We start from the raw sequence: 15,577 nt of genomic DNA, 5'->3' as shown, positions 1-15,577 counted from the left end.
ATGATAGTTTGTTGTTATTTTATCGAATGAATAAAATCAATAACGCCATTCATAAATACTTCCTGATCATCCCACATGGCCAAATGACTGCCGTTTGGACAGTATAAATAAGTGCCATTCTTTACCAACTTACTCTGTTCTTCCATGGCTTTAGGATCCATCGTGTCGTACTTTGCGCCAATCATTAAAGTGGGAATTTCAATTTCCACTAATCTGTTTTTTATATCCCAATATTTTAATCTACCGCTAATTCCAAATTCACTGGGTCCTTGCATCAACGTGTAAATTTCATTATTCGCGTGTTTAAAGGATCGGTTTAATCCATCTGGCCATTCATCCAACCTGCATAAATGTTGTTTGTAGTAATACTGAATTAATAGTTCCATGTATCTCGGATTGGTAAAATCTTTTTTACTTTCTAAATCCCTTATTTCACTTAAAACTTCGGGTGGCATTTGTTTGGATAAAACTTCATCAGCATATTTTCCATATTCCGGAGCGCTGGCCATCATGTTCGCAACAATCAATCCCTTTAAATTTTTTTGATATTTAAGTGCATATTCCATACCTAATATCCCGCCCCAGGAATTTCCTACAATAAAAAAGTTTGAACTATCTGCATTTATAGCTTTTCTTACTTGTTCAACTTCCTCCACAAAACGCTCGTTAGTCCATAAACTGCTGTCAGTAGGTTGATCGCTGTAGTAAGAACCCAATTGATCGTATTCGTAAAATTCAAATCCCTCGCGCAGAAAGAAAGTTTCAAAGCATTCCATGTATTCATGTGTCATGGCCGGACCACCATGAAGTAATAATATTTTCACTTGTGGATTATTACCAAAACGTTTGGTCCACACCTTAAATTCACCAAGCGGCGTTTGGATGGGAATGCGTTTTATACCGGCGGCTTCCGGACTTTGATTATAAGAGAAGTAATTTGAATTTTCGTTTTGTTTAACCGGTTCAGGAGTAGAGCAGGAAACAAGTATTGTAAGAAGAAAAAAGTAAAGTATCTTAATTTTCATGAATAAGGGAATTCAATTTATCTGTTTAAAACGTAAATCAGCATGCTTTTTGAAAAGATACCTGTCCATTCATAAATTTTACTACCGGTTCTATAATCTTTTAAATAATTTCCGGATATTTCATATAATTTGCTTCCGGTTTTGTAATCTTTTAAATACGTTCCGCTCCATTCGTATAATTTACTTCCGGTTTTATAATCCTTAATGTATTCTCCACTCAACTCATAAATTTTACTTCCGGTTTTGTAGTCTTTGATGTAATTACCATTCAATTCACAAAGTTTACTTCCGGTTCTATAATCTTTCAAATAAGTTCCGTCCCATTCGTATAATTTGCTTCCGGTTTTATAATCCTTTAAATAAGCTTGGCTTTTTACATGATTAGTGAAAAACAGGATAGAGAGTATTAAAAATAATTTTTTCATAAATAAAATAATAGACTAAGCTAAAATTACGGAAGAAAAAAAGAATTAACAATCTTTTTTATTTTGGAAATTATGTATTAAAAAATACATCATAGCCATATCTGCAAATCATGAGACTTACAATAAGTAAAAATATTTTTCTTACAAAAGAATTACCTTTTTTAAAGGCCATGCGTGTTCCTAAAAAGTTGCCCGCCATATTACAAACGGCCATTAAAATAGCTAATTCAATCAGGTAATTCCCATTTTTGATAAATACAATTAAAGCGGAAATGTTGGTAATGCAATTGATAATTTTAGTGTAAGCCGAGGCTTGTATAAATTCAAAGCCGAGTATAACCACAAAGCCCAATACAAAAAAGCTGCCGGTACCCGGGCCAAAAAAGCCATCGTAAAATCCAACTACCAAACCGAGGATGCTACCCCATAAAAGTTGTTTACGTAAGGATAGATTTTTAGATTGAAATTTGCCTAAATCTTTTTTTATAAAAGTGTAAACGGCAATTAAAATTAAAATAAAAAGTATAACCGGTTTTAATTGCTTAGAATCAACATAGCTCACCAAGCGCGCTCCAAAAAAAGACGCGATAAAAGCAAAAGCTGAAATTGTAATTAATAAAATATAATTGAATTTTATTTTTCGGGAGAATTGAACGGCTGCAACGGATGTGCCCGCAAGCGCTGCAATTTTATTAGTACCAAAAAGAGTAGCCAGGTTGGTATTCGGGAAATTAATTAACAACATCGGAATTTGAATGAGTCCGCCTCCGCCAACTACCGCATCAATAAATCCCGCAATAAAAGGAAAGATAATAAAGGAAAGCAGGATTAAAAACGAGTATTCTGAAAATAGATTCAATATTATATTATTTCTGAAGGCTTACATTAATACGCCGTTTTTAGCTTCTATAGGCGGTGGTATATCTTTTTCATTCAACATTTCTTTTAAATCAATTTCTATGGTTCGGCAAATAGATAACATGGGTACATCATTGCCCAAACCTTCAAATGGATTTTCAGAATAATCACCAATCAGTTCCATCATAATAAAAACCCAACCAACAATAATAGTAAAAGGTATAGAAAGCCAGGCGCCCCATTCTGATAAATCATGAAATTCGGTTACTAAACCAAAAGGCAATAGAAAAATAAAGATGCCGATAAAATAAAAACTTAAGCTGGCGTACTGGCGGGGAAGTGGAAATTTTTTAATCCGTTCGGCCATGCCTTGGTGTGTATAAAAATCGTTCAGCACTTTTTGCATTTCCATATGCCTGAAATCATCTATGATATTTTTTTCTCTTAGCATTTTTAGTTCCTGAGATTGGCTATCTATGATTTGGGTAGCGGTATTTTGACTATTAATGAGTTTATCATACTCCTCATTGGATAAACATTTAGGAAGCGTATGTTCAGTTATTTCATCGGCATAAAGTCCTTTACCGAAAGTTTTCATGCGTTTTTCGGTGAACTTTTTCATGTAGCCTCCTTGTCCTAAATGTTCCCAGGGTGTTGGAAGTAATAATTGACTGCGTAAAGAATACAACCAACCGATATGACGATAAATTAATTTTTTATGCAAGCCTTTTAATTCTTCATCACTTAATTTTTGTTCGGTGAACTGATTGGACACGTAGGCTTTTACATTGGTACCCCACATTCTACTGCTGTTTACAATAGCGCCCCATACTTTACGGGCCTCCCATAATCTATCGTATGAACTGTTGTTTTTGAAACCCACGTAAAACGCAACTGCGGTGCCCACTAAACTTACCGGTAACCAAGGCACTTTAAAACCCTGAATATTTTTTGAATGTAGATATTCAATGAATATTGGAACAGATATTGCCCAAACGGATAACCAAAGAATATGGAATCCGGAAAATGTTAGTATTGATTTTAGATTAAAATTCTTTTTTACGTACATATTAATTATTTATTATTCCCAAACATAAACTCGTTTTACCCGTGCGGATACTCCTGTTAATACTTCATAAGTAATGCTATTTGCGCAATCGGCTAAAGCTTTTAGTTGATTAAAATTTTCAAAAACAATAACCTCCTCACCCTCATTACAATTTAATTCGCCCAAATCAATCATACACATATCCATGCAAATATTTCCAATGGTTTTGCAATATTTTCCTTGAATATAAACACCGGCTTTTCCATTACCATAAACTCTGTGAAATCCATCGGCGTAACCAATAGGTATGGTGGCAATTCGTATTTCTTTTTCCGCTTTTCCGCTTCGGTTATAGGATACCGTTTCTCCGGCATTTACGGTTTTTATTTGAGAAACTCGGGTTCGTAAGGTGCCAACGTTTTCAAGCTTTTTTTGTTCTTCCTTATTCACGCCAATGCCATGCATTCCAATACCTAATCGCACCATATCAAAATGCGCATGGTTAAATCGGCTAATTGCACCCGAATTACAAATGTGACGTAAAAATGTATAAGTAATTCCTTTTTCTATTCGCTCACAAATTTGAGTAAACTGATTAATTTGTTGATTGGTAAAATCATCCAAATTAGAATTATCACTAGCACTTAAATGAGAAAAAACCGATTGCACTTTTAGTTGAGGATGTTCATTTAAAAAATGTATCAATGCATCTACATCCTTTTCTTCAAATCCCAAACGATGCATGCCCGTATCAATTTTAATATGAACCGGAAATGCAGTGGCATTACCAACGCGATCGAGGGTATCACAAAATTCTCTTAAAGTTTTAAAACTGTACAATTCGGGTTCTAAATTAAATTGTATGATGTCATCGTAAGCTTCACTTTCTGGACTCATAACCATAATGGGTAAATGAATTTGAGATTGACGTAGTTCTACCCCTTCATCCGCATAGGCCACTGCCAGATATTGCACGCCCTGGTGTTGTAATGTTCTGGCTAATTCGCTTCCGCCTCCTCCATAACCCATGGCTTTTACCATACACATGAGTTTTACTTTTTCGCCCACTAACAATTTATAATAATTGATATTGTGGGTGAGTTTATTTAAATTAATTTCAAAAACAGTATCATGACTTTTTAATTGCAAAAGATGAGAAATTTTTTCAAAGCCAAAACTACGTGCTCCTTTCAATAAAATAGTGGCATCACTAAATCGAAATGAGATCTTTCCGAAATTTTCAATAAACTCTTCTGTGCTCTCATAAAAAACCGAATCGGCTTTCAAAAAAGACCGGAAGTTACCGATTTTTTTTCCAATGCCTACGATTGTATCGGCTTTAGCTGACTGTAACAGACTTGCTATTTCACGATACAATAACGTGTCGGGCATACCCGATTGTTCAATATCCGAAATAACAATAACTTTTTTTAGCCTTCTGTTTTGCTGCTGTAAAAAAGCTAATGCAATTTTAAGCGAATCTAAATCTGAATTATAATAATCATTAATTACTAAAGAACGTTGAATAGCATTTTTAATTTCTAAACGAAGTGCAACAGTTTGTAGCCAAGGAATTCTTTTTTGAATTTCCTCATCATTAACCAACAGCGTTCTTAAGGTTTGCACGCAGGTTACTACATTTTGAATACTAGCCGAATCAGTAAACTGAAAAGTAAATTGCAAAGGTGGATTTCCGCCAATCTCTATTTGATTTCCATTTATACTAAATCGAACATCTGTATCATTATTTTCAGAAATACAAATGCACTTACTTTGAAGAGATTCCGGGATTTCCGATTTCTTTAATCCATTTGTAATAATTTGGTTGGAATTTTTTGCCAGTAAAAGTTTTTCAGAAATTTTTTCTTCCCGGCTTTTAAATCCCTCATCATGTGCTGAACCAATTGCCGTAAATAAAGTTAGCGTAGGGCGGATTATTTCTTCAAGAACCTGCATTTCTCCTTTGCGTGAAATGCCGGCTTCAAAAATAGCGAGGGTATGCGTAGGATTTAAATTTAAAATACTAAGCGGAACACCAATTTGTGAATTATAACTTTTAGGACTTCGACAAATGCTATAATCAGGTTTTAATAATTGATAAAGCCATTCTTTTACAACTGTTTTACCATTGCTTCCGGTAATTCCTATAACCGGAATATTAAATTTTGAACGATGAAAAACAGCTAACTGCTGCAGGGCTCGAAGAGTATCTTCCACCACTATAAAACCAATTTCCGGATTTCGAAAATCAGTAGTATTAAAACTGTTTTTTTGAACTAAAAAACTTTGAACCCCGCTTTTTATCAATTCGGCAATATACTGGTGACCGTTATTTTTTCCCGATTGAAGGGCAATAAATAAAACAGATTGGCTGGAATTTAAATTACGACTATCCGTTAAAAAAGTATTAATTTTTTGAAATGATGAACCGTGCACATTTCCATGAACAACATCAGCTATTTCCTTTAACGTGTACATTTATTTGTTGTTGTTTTTATGAAAGCAGGTTCTGCAAAGGGGAGTGTAACTTTCTGTTTCTCCCAATAAAACTAATTTATCATTATCAGTGATGCGATGACTGACATAAGCCAGTTCGCCACACTGCATGCATATGGCATGTACTTTAGTTACATACTCAGCAGTAGCCAATAATTGAGGCATTGGACCAAAAGGTTTTCCGGTATAATCCAAATCCAATCCTGCTGCAATTACCCGTATTCCACGCTTGGCCAGTTCGCCACACACATTTGATAATTCATTGTCAAAAAATTGGGCTTCATCAATTCCCACCACATCCACATCATTAGCCAGCAATAAAATATTGGAACTATTAGGAACAGGAGTGCTCATAATTTCAATTCCCGAATGACTTACTACTTTCAATTCGTCATATCGGGTATCAATCATGGGCTTAAAAATCTCAACTTTTTGTTTAGCAAACTGCGCTCGCCTTAATCGTCGGATTAGTTCTTCGGTTTTTCCCGAAAACATACTGCCGCATATAACTTCCACCCAGCCTCGTTTATTACCGGTATTATTGTTTTCTAAAAACATTGTTTAAAAGGCGTTAAAAACAAAACTTAAATGTAAGCCAAGCCTTAGTAAAATCAAACTAATTTTAAGTTAATTATTCACAAGCCATGATATTAGAAAGAACATTAAACCGTATACAAGCTCAAATTAATGATCTGGCACCAACGCTGGAGTTGTTTGTTGAAGAGAAAATTCAACCAACTGTGCATGAATGCGAAACTTTGCAAAAATTACTGGTGAAATTACAGGAAGATTTGGCTGTTTATACCTATCATAAAAGAGAAAAGGACATTTCGCCTTCCTTTAATATTCATGCTAAAGTAAGTAAGCAGGAAGATGCATCCATGCCAACAAAACAAGCAGAACCGGAAGTGAAGAATGAGGGAAGCGTTGAATCTAAAATTGTTGCCGCCATGTCGATTGGGGTAAATGATAAATTCAGAATCATTAATGAATTGTTTAAACAAAATTCAGCGGAATACAATATAGCAGTTGAACAAATTGGCAGTTTGGTAAACTGGACGGAAACCGAATTGTATTTAAACAGTTTAAAGAGCATTTATGGATGGAAAGATAATTCCGAAGTGATGATTTTATTTTATAACCTGGCCAAAAAAAGATTTTTATAATGCGTACTATTTTCTTTGTTCTAATTTTCTCAAGCAGCACTTTTTCTTTTTCACAAGATACGATATACGCCAGAAAAGTTATTAAAGAACTTACATCCAAAAAATATTCAGGTCGGGGTTATTTAAAAAATGGTGTAGAAAAGGCTGCCATATATTTGCAATCTGAACTTAAAAAATATAACGCTATTCCATTATTTACTAATGATTATTTTCAAACTTATTCGTTTAATGTAAACACTTATCCGGATGATTTATTATTAAAGTTAAACGGGAAGGAATTAAAACCCGGAAAAGATTTTATTATTGCCCCGGAAAGTAATTCTTTAGATGGAATTTTTCCGCTGACAAAAATTGATAGTGTTACTTGGAGAAATGAAAGTCATGATTACCCCTTGTTTATTGAGCGCAAGAAAAAACTTACTTTTTCTGTTTCTACACACACGGCTCCTTATTGCAAATTTGAAGTATTAGAAACGAGTATACCCAAAGGTAATTTAGTAGCAGAAGTTGAGGTAGAGAACAAATTCAGCATTGATTACAAGTGTAAAAATGTATGCGGTTATTTAAAAGGTACGCAAAATAATGATACTATGATTGTATTCACGGCCCATTTCGATCATTTAGGTGGTATGGGTAAAAAAGTATTTTTTCCGGGCGCCAACGATAATGCAAGTGGAGTAAGTTTTGTTTTAAATCTGCTAAAATACTACGTAAAGAATCCTCCTAAATACAAAACTTTGTTTTTGTTTTTTTCGGGTGAGGAGGCCGGCTTATTAGGCTCACAATTTTTTACAGAGAGCAAAGCGGTTGATTTATCCAAAATCAAATTTTTAATAAATTTGGATTTACTCGGTACGGGTGAGGATGGTATTATGTTGGTGAACGGAGCGATTCATGAAAAGGAATTTACCGCAATTCAAAAAATTAATGCCGAAAAAAATTTAGTAAAGGAAATTAAAAAAAGAGGGAAGGCAAGGAACAGTGACCATTATTGGTTTAGTGAAGCAGGAGTGCCGGGTTTTTTTCTGTATACCTTAGGCGGTGTGAGTTTTTATCATGACATTTATGATCAGGCCAAAACTTTATCCTTGGCCGATTATAACGATGTTTTTAAATTAGTCACTACATTTATTAATCAACTATAATTTTTTATTATGTCATTTATACAATCTAATGTAAACGGTCATGTTTTGTTTATTCGTTTAAACAGGCCCGATAAATTCAATAGCTTTAACCGGGCCATGTCATTACAATTAATAGGAGAATTAGAAAAAGCGAAAAAAGATCCTAACGTACGCTGTGTTTTGATAAGTGGAGAAGGAAAAGCTTTTTGTGCCGGACAAGATTTGGCAGAGGCCTTAGACCCTAATGGCCCCGGGATTCAAAAAATTGTAGAAGAGCATTACAATCCCATTATATTAAGAATAAGAAATATTGAAAAGCCGGTGATTGCATTAGTGAATGGTGTAGCTGCCGGGGCGGGTGCCAATATTGCCCTGGCCTGCGATATTGTTTTGGCAAGTAAAAGCGCGTCATTTATACAAGCATTCAGTAAAATTGGGTTAATTCCTGACAGTGGAGGAACATTTACCTTACCGCGATTAATAGGCATGCAATTAGCCTCGGCATTAATGATAACCGGAGATAAGTTGAGTGCAGAAGCTGCTAAAGGATTTGGAATGGTGTATCAGATTTTTGAAGATGCAGAAGCCCAAGATGCCGCTTTGCGTTTTGCGGAGAATATCGCTGCTATGCCTACCAAAGCCATTGGTTTTACTAAACGATTATTAAATCAATCGTATAGTAATAATTTAGAACAACAACTAAATGCAGAAGGAGAAATTCAGGTGCAAGCTGCCAATACTTATGATTATAATGAGGGCGTAAAAGCTTTTTTGGAAAAAAGAAAACCTTTGTTTAAAGGAGAATAAGAATTAAGAGAAGCCAGGTAATATTCCGCCGGCTGCTTTTTTCATTTCTTCTTCATTTAATTTTTCTGCTTTTATTAAAGCTTCGTTAAGGGCCTTTACTATATTTTCTTCTAAAAATATTTTATCTCCATGTTGAACTGCAGAAGCAATTGTTACGGATAATACTTTTCGATTTCCGTTCACCTGCACTTTAATATCCCCACTTGCAGCCTCACCTTCCACAAGAGTTTGTTCTAATTTATTTTTAATTTCATCTGCCAGTTTTTTTGCTTCTTTCAACTTAGCATACATGTCGCCCATTTTTCCAAGCATAGCATTTATTTTAAATGTTCAGGAATCAAGCAAACAGGAATTGGATTCATTTTATGCAAATTGGTCCTATTTCTGTTTAAGTAAATTTCCATTATTTTATTTTGTTTATCATTGAGGGGATAGTTCATCTTTTTTTCAATGTATTCCATGGCCCATTCCAATTCCGCATAGGTAGCTCCAATCTGATCTTCGTCGCTTCTACCATCCGCAAATAAACCATCAGTTGGCGGTGCAACTAGAATGCTGTTGACTATTCCTAATTCTTTGGCCATAGCGTAAACTTGCGTTTTATATAAATCAGCAATGGGTGAAATATCAACTCCACCATCACCATACTTAGTGAAAAAACCTATTCCAAAATCTTCCACTTTATTTCCGGTACCGGCAACCAATAATTTATGATGTGAAGCAAAAGCATACAAGGTTGTCATTCTTACTCGAGCCCGAGTATTTGCCATAGTTAAAAAATCCTGAATGGAATTGGGCAAACTTTTTTCGTAAGCTTCTAAAACGGATGTAAGTTCAACGGTTTCGGTATTTACATTTTTAAAGTTTTTCATTAACCAAGCAATGTGTTCGTTTCCGCGGTCAAATTCACTTTGGTTTTGCCGGATAGGTAAATTCAATACGGTGGTTTTTTCCCCTGTTAATGCACATAAAGTAGAAGTAAGGGCGCTATCTATTCCTCCCGAAATTCCAATTACAAACCCATTTGTTTTTGAATTTTGAGCATAATCCTTCAACCAATTAACAATGTATTTTGAAACTTCGGAATACTTCATTAAGAAATAATTGTTTGTAAAGTTAAAAAATTGAACGGTATAAAAGTGAAATCTAAATTATATTTGTTTAATGGACGCCAGGGCGGTACAATTTCAACGCAATTCGGAAATACTTAAAAAGTATTTACCTGAACAGGCTGTGCCTATTATAGCCGAGTGGATTATCACCTATGATTTTAAACTGAAAATTAAGCGTGAACGAAATACTAAGTTGGGAGATTACATGAGTCCGCTTAACGGAATGAATCATGTGATTACCATAAATCATAATTTAAATAAATACTCTTTTTTAATTACGCTAGTGCATGAAATAGCACATTTGGTTACCTACAATGAATTTAAAAATCGGGTAAACCCGCATGGCGTGGAATGGAGAATGAATTTTAAAAAGTTAATGGTTCCATTTTTAACTCCTGATATATTTCCAATTGAAGTTTTTTCGGCTTTAAGAAAATACATGGCTAATCCTGCAGCTTCCAGTTGTTCGGATATTGATTTGTTAAGGGTATTGAAACTTCATGATGAAAATACCGGAATGGTTTTTGTAGAACGTTTGCCTGCAGGTGCAGTATTTCTCTATCGCGAAAATAAAATTTTTAAGAAAGGTGAAAAAATTAGGAAGCGGTACAAATGTGTTGAAATAACAACCGGATTTGTTTACCTGTTTAATCCTTTAACCGAAGTAAGTTTATTCGAAGAAACTAACGATTTATCAAAGTTGTAGTTAATATTACATTTGATTTTTCAGTATGTTTCCCATCGATAATATCCAGCAATAAAGTAGACGCATTTTTACCTATTTCCTCAATTGGTTGCGATACCGAAATTACCGGCCGGTCTATAATATTAAATAAATCAATGTCATCAAAACAAGCAATTTTGATACGGTCAGATAATTCTGCAAATTCCTTCTTTTTTAACTCGGTTAAAATTGCCGTTGCGATATTATTATTCAAGGCAAAAATGGCGTCTACATCTTTTTGATTTTTTAATTCCACCAATGCATTATAAACATCTTTTTGAATATTTTCAAAGTGAATCGGTTTAATTAAATTTTCATTTATAGGTAAATGGTGTTTGCTTAATGCATCCTTATAACCGTTTATACGATCTTCTATTGTACTTAAAAAAGTGGGTGTTATAGCAAAGCAGGCAATGTTTTTGCAATTATTACTTATTAATTTACTAACTACTTCCAGTGAACCACCATGATTATCAATAATCACATAGTTCGCTTGAAAAAGTGGGATTAAACGATCAATAAAAACAATAGGGGTATTATTAAATCTTGGCTTGTCGTAAAAGGATGAATCTTTAAAAGTTGTGGCAATTATAACTCCGTCAACTCCTTGTTGATTGATCATCATTTCCACTAATCTTTTTTCTTTTTCTTCGTTTTCTTCGGTACTACAAACCATTAAATTATACCCTCGGTCAAACAAAACATGTTCAATATTTTTGGCTATGGTAGAATAAAACGGATTAGAAATATCAGCAACAATTAAACCCACAAAAAAACTTTTGCCGGTACGTAAAGCCTTCGCAAATTTATTGGGTGTATAATCCAAAAGAGCCACCGCGTCAAGTACAGCGGCTTGTGTTTTTTTGCTTATTCCATATTGATTACCTTTTCCATTTAAAACCATTGATATAAGCGTTTTGGAATATCCCAGTTGCTTGGATAAATCTTCTAATTGTAATCGTTTCATAGTGGAGTTTTTTAACGTTAATACTAATTTAGCAAGATTTTTAGGTTATCTAAACTAATTTTAGGAAAATTTAAAAGGTTTTAGACAGGAATCCAAGAATTCACGATAATGTAGGGTAATTTATAGTTGAAAAGCGGATTTTGCGGCATTGATTTTCATTAACAAGTTTTTAAGGCATTGCGTGAATAAACACAGAATAGCTTAGGTTTGTGGCTTTAATTTCCAATTCATAATGAAAGTATCTAAACTAGCACAAAACATCATTGGTTCCGAAATAATAAAAATTGCCGGTGAAGTAAATGAAAAAATTAAAGCAGGGGAGAAAATATACAATCTCACTATTGGCGATTTTAATCCTAAAGAATTTCCTATTCCACAACTTTTAAAGGAATTTATTATTGAAGAGTATAATAAAGGGCAAACCAATTATCCGGCTGCAGATGGAATGCTTGAGTTGAGACAAGCCGTTTCAAAATTATTAAAGGAGCGTGGTGGATTAACATATGCTCCGGAAGAAATATTAATTGCCGGTGGAGCTCGACCAATTATCTATAGCATTTTCAGAGCCCTAGTTGACGCAGAAGATACTGTAATTTTTGCTGTTCCTTCTTGGAATAATAATCACTACACTTATTTAAATGGTGCTAAACCCATAGTTATTGAAGCTACCCCGGAAAATAATTTTATGCCGCAGGCCAAAGATATTGCACCGCATATTGCTGAAGCGCGATTAGTTGCTTTATGCTCTCCTCAAAACCCAACCGGAACAGTTTTTACTAAAGAAGGTTTAACCGAAATTTGTGATTTGGTTTTAACCGAAAATAAAAAGAGAAAAGAAGGCTCGAAACCTTTATACTTAATGTATGATCAAATTTATTGGGCCTTAACTTCAAAGAATGCCGAACATTTTGACCCGGTAAGTTTGCGTCCGGAAATGAAAGAGTATACCGTATTTGTGGATGGAATTTCTAAATCATTAGCAGCAACGGGGGTTAGAGTAGGATGGAGCATGGGCCCAAAATTTATTATTGATAAAATGAGGGCTATACTTACCCACGTTGGCGCATGGGCGCCAAAGCCAGAACAGTTAGCTACAGCCCGATTTCTTTCTGACCTAAAACAGTATGATGAGTTTTTAAGTGTACAAAAAGAAAAAATTAATGCCCGCTTAATTGGATTTTACAATGGATTTCAGCAATTAAAAAAAGAGGGTTTTTCAGTTGATGCCATTGCGCCACAAGCCGCTATTTATTTAACGGTTCGGTTTTCATTGAAAGGAAAAACAACAGCCGATGGTAAAAGTATTGCTAGCACTAAGGATATTACGAAATACTTGCTGAATGAGGCTAAAATAGCTATTGTTCCTTTTTATGCCTTTGGTGCAGATGAAAATTCGGAATGGTATCGCCTTTCCATCGGAACCTGTAATTTAAAGGATGTGGATGATGCTATAGAATCTTTACGGAATGCTTTGAAAAAATTAAAGTAAGTCGGTAATAAACCGACTTACTTTTTTATGAAATTATTCTACAATAAATTTTCTCACCTGCTCTGTATTCCCATTTTTAAATTTTAAAAAATAAATTCCGGGTGTATAATTTTGAACTGGCATAGTGAATTCATTTTCTCCTGTATGAAATTGCGTCTTTTGTTCTACAATTACTTGACCTAAGCAATTAATAATAAACACTGAAGTATTCGATTCTTTATCTAAACTAACTTTAAGTGTAATGTGATTAGTAGCCGGATTTGGATATAGTAAAAATACACTTTCCGTTTTACTCATTTCTTTCACCCCAATAGTTTGATTAGAGAAAACATAAGATAAAAGAGCACCGGTGTACCAGGTTTGATTATTGGTTAACTGGCCATATGGATTGCTGTTAGTTACTGTAAAGGGTGTTTTAATATCTACCGTACTGGAAATAGGAGTTGATATAACCGCAGCGCTTCCTGTTATCGGCGACATGTAATGTAAAGTTGAGCGGGAATTGATATTCGGATTTATAGTTCCGGTTCCGGGAGCAGGTTTACTTACATTTATTTCTGTTGCCGATAATTTATAAGCATTAACCGCACCTCTGGCACTCAAACATCTTGATTTAATGTTTGGTAAAGTATTCCATTTGTGCGAACCGTTAGTGAAGTTAGTATCTGTTTCACTCCATGAAAACGTAATGTAATTTCCTTCGGGCGTTCTGCCCAGTTGAATTCTAGGATCCATATTCACTTTAGCGTTATTTGTTCCTGTTGGATCCCATGGGTTTTCTAAATAACCCGAGCTTGTTGAAGCTGCACCCGGATCTTCAGTGGTTAATGAATCTAATGTAACAGCTTTCCAGTTTCCTGTTCCATCACCAATAAAATCATAGAGGTAAGGTCTAAGTCCGGCTCGGTGTCCCCACAAGTATCGAGCACCCGGATTAATAGACATGGTGTATTGTGCAATATAATTCAGTGAATCATTATGAGCAATTGCCCCGCTGCAAACCGTTGCGCCAATGTGTAAAAATCCGGCGGAATCAACCGCTAAATCAAAATTATTAAAATAAGGTAATGCGATAGTATCTGTACCTGATACTACACCGGCTAAATGACTTGTAACGTCATTCATAGTTGGGGAATTGAAATTTATACCATTTACTTCAGCCCAACTTGCACCGCTATTTACTGTTTTAAATATTATGGGTTGATATCCTCTGTTAGATAAGGTTGCCGTGTTTTTAGCACCAAGCATAACTACATAACCAATCGTTCCATCTTGGTTCCAGGCCATTTGTACATCGGAGGAAATTACTTTAACGCCTTGTGTGGTAAGAATAGTTGCGGGAATCATAGTATCGGTAGTCCAATTGAAAGTACCGGCAGCAAAAGTTCCTTTTACTACAGCAACTCCTCGCATGTTGGCCGCATTGCCCAAGGTGGTTTGATCATTTTGTATTAAAGCTAAAGAACGAACAGCCCCATCATTGGTGGAACTGAATCCATATCTTGACCAACCATGTCGGGTTTGCGTATTAGAATAACTGGGAAGTGAAAAGGAAAGAAATTGTTGTGCATTGGTATTGGGATCTGCTGTGGTATTATACAAAGTGGATCCGGCTACCGCCAGTTTTTTACTGGCGTAAAAATTTCCGGTAAATGTACTATTCGAAACCGTTGGTCCCATGCCAACTATATAAGCGTTATCAATATTTGAATTTCCAACCGGATTATATATTCCACCTTGTGGATAACGGCCTGCATGTGTACTTCCTGCCCAAATGCAAGTGCTATCCCAGGTATTTCCCCAATTTAAACTTACTTCAGCAACAATTACTCCGCTTTCACTGCCAGCAGGTACAGCCGGCGTGGCAGTGTAAAAATTACTTTTCCTGTGAACGTAACTTACGGCATTAAGTGCCGGGTTGTATTGCAGCGGCTTGGAATTACTTACCAATTGACCATAAACATTCATCGAACCACATAAACGACTCCAAACAATAGAACTAGGCGGCTGATTGCTTTTATTCGCATTTTCATCCATTTCATTTTTAAGTAGAGGTGTTTTTAGTTGTGGTTGATGAATGGGGTCATCCGTAATATGCATTGCTCTGGATTCATTTCCATTTATAAATCCGCTTGGTTTCAATTTAGAATGAGAAGATTGGGCATACATTTGCGCAATGGCAAATACACCCAGTAATGGGAGTAAATTTTTTTTCATAATGTAAGGATTTAGTTGTTACAGAGATTATATTAAAGTTACTTTATTCTGCTTCAAAACAATCGGGATATTTTTAAATGCGCATTCTAAACAAATAGGTGGTTCAATATTTAGAATAA

15 protein-coding genes are annotated in these 15,577 nt (G+C 35.0%); 5 read left to right on the top strand and 10 right to left on the bottom strand.

The window, feature by feature from the left end:
- Nucleotides 1-14 precede the first annotated feature (14 nt).
- The 6 genes from IPM51_12795 to IPM51_12770 all read right to left on the bottom strand — a co-directional run bounded on the left by IPM51_12795 (nt 15) and on the right by IPM51_12770 (nt 6,410).
- A complete protein-coding gene (locus tag IPM51_12795; GenBank protein ID MBK9285171.1) occupies nt 15-1,025 on the bottom strand; it encodes a proline iminopeptidase-family hydrolase in 1,011 nt (336 codons plus the stop codon).
- 17 nt (nt 1,026-1,042) lie between these two features.
- A complete protein-coding gene (locus IPM51_12790) occupies nt 1,043-1,450 on the bottom strand; it encodes a hypothetical protein (protein ID MBK9285170.1) in 408 nt (135 codons plus the stop codon).
- Nucleotides 1,451-1,520: 70 nt separating this feature from the next.
- On the bottom strand, nt 1,521-2,279 hold the full coding sequence (locus tag IPM51_12785; GenBank protein MBK9285169.1) for a TSUP family transporter: 759 nt from the start codon (nt 2,277-2,279) through the stop codon (nt 1,521-1,523).
- A 51-nt stretch (nt 2,280-2,330) separates the two neighbouring features.
- Nucleotides 2,331-3,377 (bottom strand): hypothetical protein, encoded by a 1,047-nt coding sequence (locus IPM51_12780; protein ID MBK9285168.1) that lies wholly within the window; start codon nt 3,375-3,377, stop codon nt 2,331-2,333.
- A gap of 12 nt (nt 3,378-3,389) precedes the next feature.
- The gene (locus tag IPM51_12775) at nt 3,390-5,834 is read right to left on the bottom strand and encodes a bifunctional UDP-N-acetylmuramoyl-tripeptide:D-alanyl-D-alanine ligase/alanine racemase (protein ID MBK9285167.1); all 2,445 of its coding nucleotides are present in this window, start codon (nt 5,832-5,834) and stop codon (nt 3,390-3,392) included.
- The gene (locus tag IPM51_12770) at nt 5,835-6,410 is read right to left on the bottom strand and encodes a thymidine kinase (protein ID MBK9285166.1); all 576 of its coding nucleotides are present in this window, start codon (nt 6,408-6,410) and stop codon (nt 5,835-5,837) included.
- Nucleotides 6,411-6,496: 86 nt separating this feature from the next.
- On the opposite strand from IPM51_12770, the gene IPM51_12765 reads away from it, so the two are divergent.
- The 3 genes from IPM51_12765 to IPM51_12755 are packed head-to-tail and all read left to right on the top strand — an operon-like array spanning nt 6,497 to nt 8,949.
- Nucleotides 6,497-7,018 (top strand): hypothetical protein, encoded by a 522-nt coding sequence (locus IPM51_12765; protein MBK9285165.1) that lies wholly within the window; start codon nt 6,497-6,499, stop codon nt 7,016-7,018.
- Nucleotides 7,018-8,163, top strand: a complete 1,146-nt coding sequence (locus tag IPM51_12760) for a Zn-dependent exopeptidase M28 (protein MBK9285164.1) — start codon at nt 7,018-7,020, stop codon at nt 8,161-8,163. The genes IPM51_12765 and IPM51_12760 overlap by 1 nt, the downstream gene beginning before the upstream one ends.
- Before the next feature lie 9 nt (nt 8,164-8,172).
- The gene (locus IPM51_12755; GenBank protein ID MBK9285163.1) at nt 8,173-8,949 is read left to right on the top strand and encodes an enoyl-CoA hydratase/isomerase family protein; all 777 of its coding nucleotides are present in this window, start codon (nt 8,173-8,175) and stop codon (nt 8,947-8,949) included.
- 3 nt (nt 8,950-8,952) lie between these two features.
- Here the strand turns inward: IPM51_12755 and IPM51_12750 are convergent, their stop codons facing one another.
- Together IPM51_12750 and nadE are read right to left on the bottom strand one after the other, a co-directional pair.
- Nucleotides 8,953-9,261 carry a YbaB/EbfC family nucleoid-associated protein gene (locus IPM51_12750; GenBank protein ID MBK9285162.1) on the bottom strand — a complete coding sequence of 103 codons (309 nt, stop codon included), beginning with the start codon at nt 9,259-9,261 and terminating at the stop codon, nt 8,953-8,955.
- Nucleotides 9,262-9,266: 5 nt separating this feature from the next.
- Complete coding sequence (nadE, locus tag IPM51_12745; GenBank protein MBK9285161.1) at nt 9,267-10,043, bottom strand: NAD(+) synthase; 777 nt, start codon at nt 10,041-10,043, stop codon at nt 9,267-9,269.
- Nucleotides 10,044-10,113: 70 nt separating this feature from the next.
- Here nadE and IPM51_12740 point away from each other — a divergent pair, with 70 nt between their 5' ends.
- Nucleotides 10,114-10,767, top strand: a complete 654-nt coding sequence (locus tag IPM51_12740) for a SprT-like domain-containing protein (GenBank protein MBK9285160.1) — start codon at nt 10,114-10,116, stop codon at nt 10,765-10,767.
- Here the strand turns inward: IPM51_12740 and IPM51_12735 are convergent.
- Complete coding sequence (locus IPM51_12735; GenBank protein MBK9285159.1) at nt 10,745-11,752, bottom strand: LacI family DNA-binding transcriptional regulator; 1,008 nt, start codon at nt 11,750-11,752, stop codon at nt 10,745-10,747. The two genes, IPM51_12740 and IPM51_12735, sit on opposite strands and share 23 nt — an antisense overlap.
- Before the next feature lie 232 nt (nt 11,753-11,984).
- Between IPM51_12735 and IPM51_12730 the strand changes: the two genes are divergently transcribed.
- Nucleotides 11,985-13,241: an aminotransferase class I/II-fold pyridoxal phosphate-dependent enzyme gene (locus IPM51_12730; protein ID MBK9285158.1), complete on the top strand. Its 1,257-nt coding sequence runs from the start codon at nt 11,985-11,987 to the stop codon at nt 13,239-13,241.
- A 33-nt stretch (nt 13,242-13,274) separates the two neighbouring features.
- Here the strand turns inward: IPM51_12730 and IPM51_12725 are convergent, their stop codons facing one another.
- Nucleotides 13,275-15,458: a T9SS type A sorting domain-containing protein gene (locus IPM51_12725; GenBank protein ID MBK9285157.1), complete on the bottom strand. Its 2,184-nt coding sequence runs from the start codon at nt 15,456-15,458 to the stop codon at nt 13,275-13,277.
- Between the last annotated feature and the right edge of the window lie 119 nt (nt 15,459-15,577).

The sequence above is a fragment of the Sphingobacteriaceae bacterium genome (assembly GCA_016715905.1).
Lineage (GTDB): Bacteria > Bacteroidota > Bacteroidia > B-17B0 > Aurantibacillaceae > Aurantibacillus.
This window is presented reverse-complemented; position numbering and strand designations above follow the sequence as displayed.

Bases quoted from the DNA above. Each gene is read 5' to 3' on its own strand.
- IPM51_12795 (MBK9285171.1), bottom strand. From the start codon at position 1,025: ATGAAAATTAAGATACTTTACTTTTTTCTTCTTACAATACTTGTTTCC.
- IPM51_12790 (MBK9285170.1), bottom strand. From the start codon at position 1,450: ATGAAAAAATTATTTTTAATACTCTCTATCCTGTTTTTCACTAATCAT.
- IPM51_12780 (MBK9285168.1), bottom strand. From the start codon at position 3,377: ATGTACGTAAAAAAGAATTTTAATCTAAAATCAATACTAACATTTTCC.
- IPM51_12775 (MBK9285167.1), bottom strand. From the start codon at position 5,834: ATGTACACGTTAAAGGAAATAGCTGATGTTGTTCATGGAAATGTGCAC.
- IPM51_12770 (MBK9285166.1), bottom strand. From the start codon at position 6,410: ATGTTTTTAGAAAACAATAATACCGGTAATAAACGAGGCTGGGTGGAA.
- IPM51_12765 (MBK9285165.1), top strand. From the start codon at position 6,497: ATGATATTAGAAAGAACATTAAACCGTATACAAGCTCAAATTAATGAT.
- IPM51_12760 (MBK9285164.1), top strand. From the start codon at position 7,018: ATGCGTACTATTTTCTTTGTTCTAATTTTCTCAAGCAGCACTTTTTCT.
- IPM51_12755 (MBK9285163.1), top strand. From the start codon at position 8,173: ATGTCATTTATACAATCTAATGTAAACGGTCATGTTTTGTTTATTCGT.
- IPM51_12750 (MBK9285162.1), bottom strand. From the start codon at position 9,261: ATGCTTGGAAAAATGGGCGACATGTATGCTAAGTTGAAAGAAGCAAAA.
- nadE (MBK9285161.1), bottom strand. From the start codon at position 10,043: ATGAAGTATTCCGAAGTTTCAAAATACATTGTTAATTGGTTGAAGGAT.
- IPM51_12740 (MBK9285160.1), top strand. From the start codon at position 10,114: ATGGACGCCAGGGCGGTACAATTTCAACGCAATTCGGAAATACTTAAA.
- IPM51_12735 (MBK9285159.1), bottom strand. From the start codon at position 11,752: ATGAAACGATTACAATTAGAAGATTTATCCAAGCAACTGGGATATTCC.
- IPM51_12730 (MBK9285158.1), top strand. From the start codon at position 11,985: ATGAAAGTATCTAAACTAGCACAAAACATCATTGGTTCCGAAATAATA.
- IPM51_12725 (MBK9285157.1), bottom strand. From the start codon at position 15,458: ATGAAAAAAAATTTACTCCCATTACTGGGTGTATTTGCCATTGCGCAA.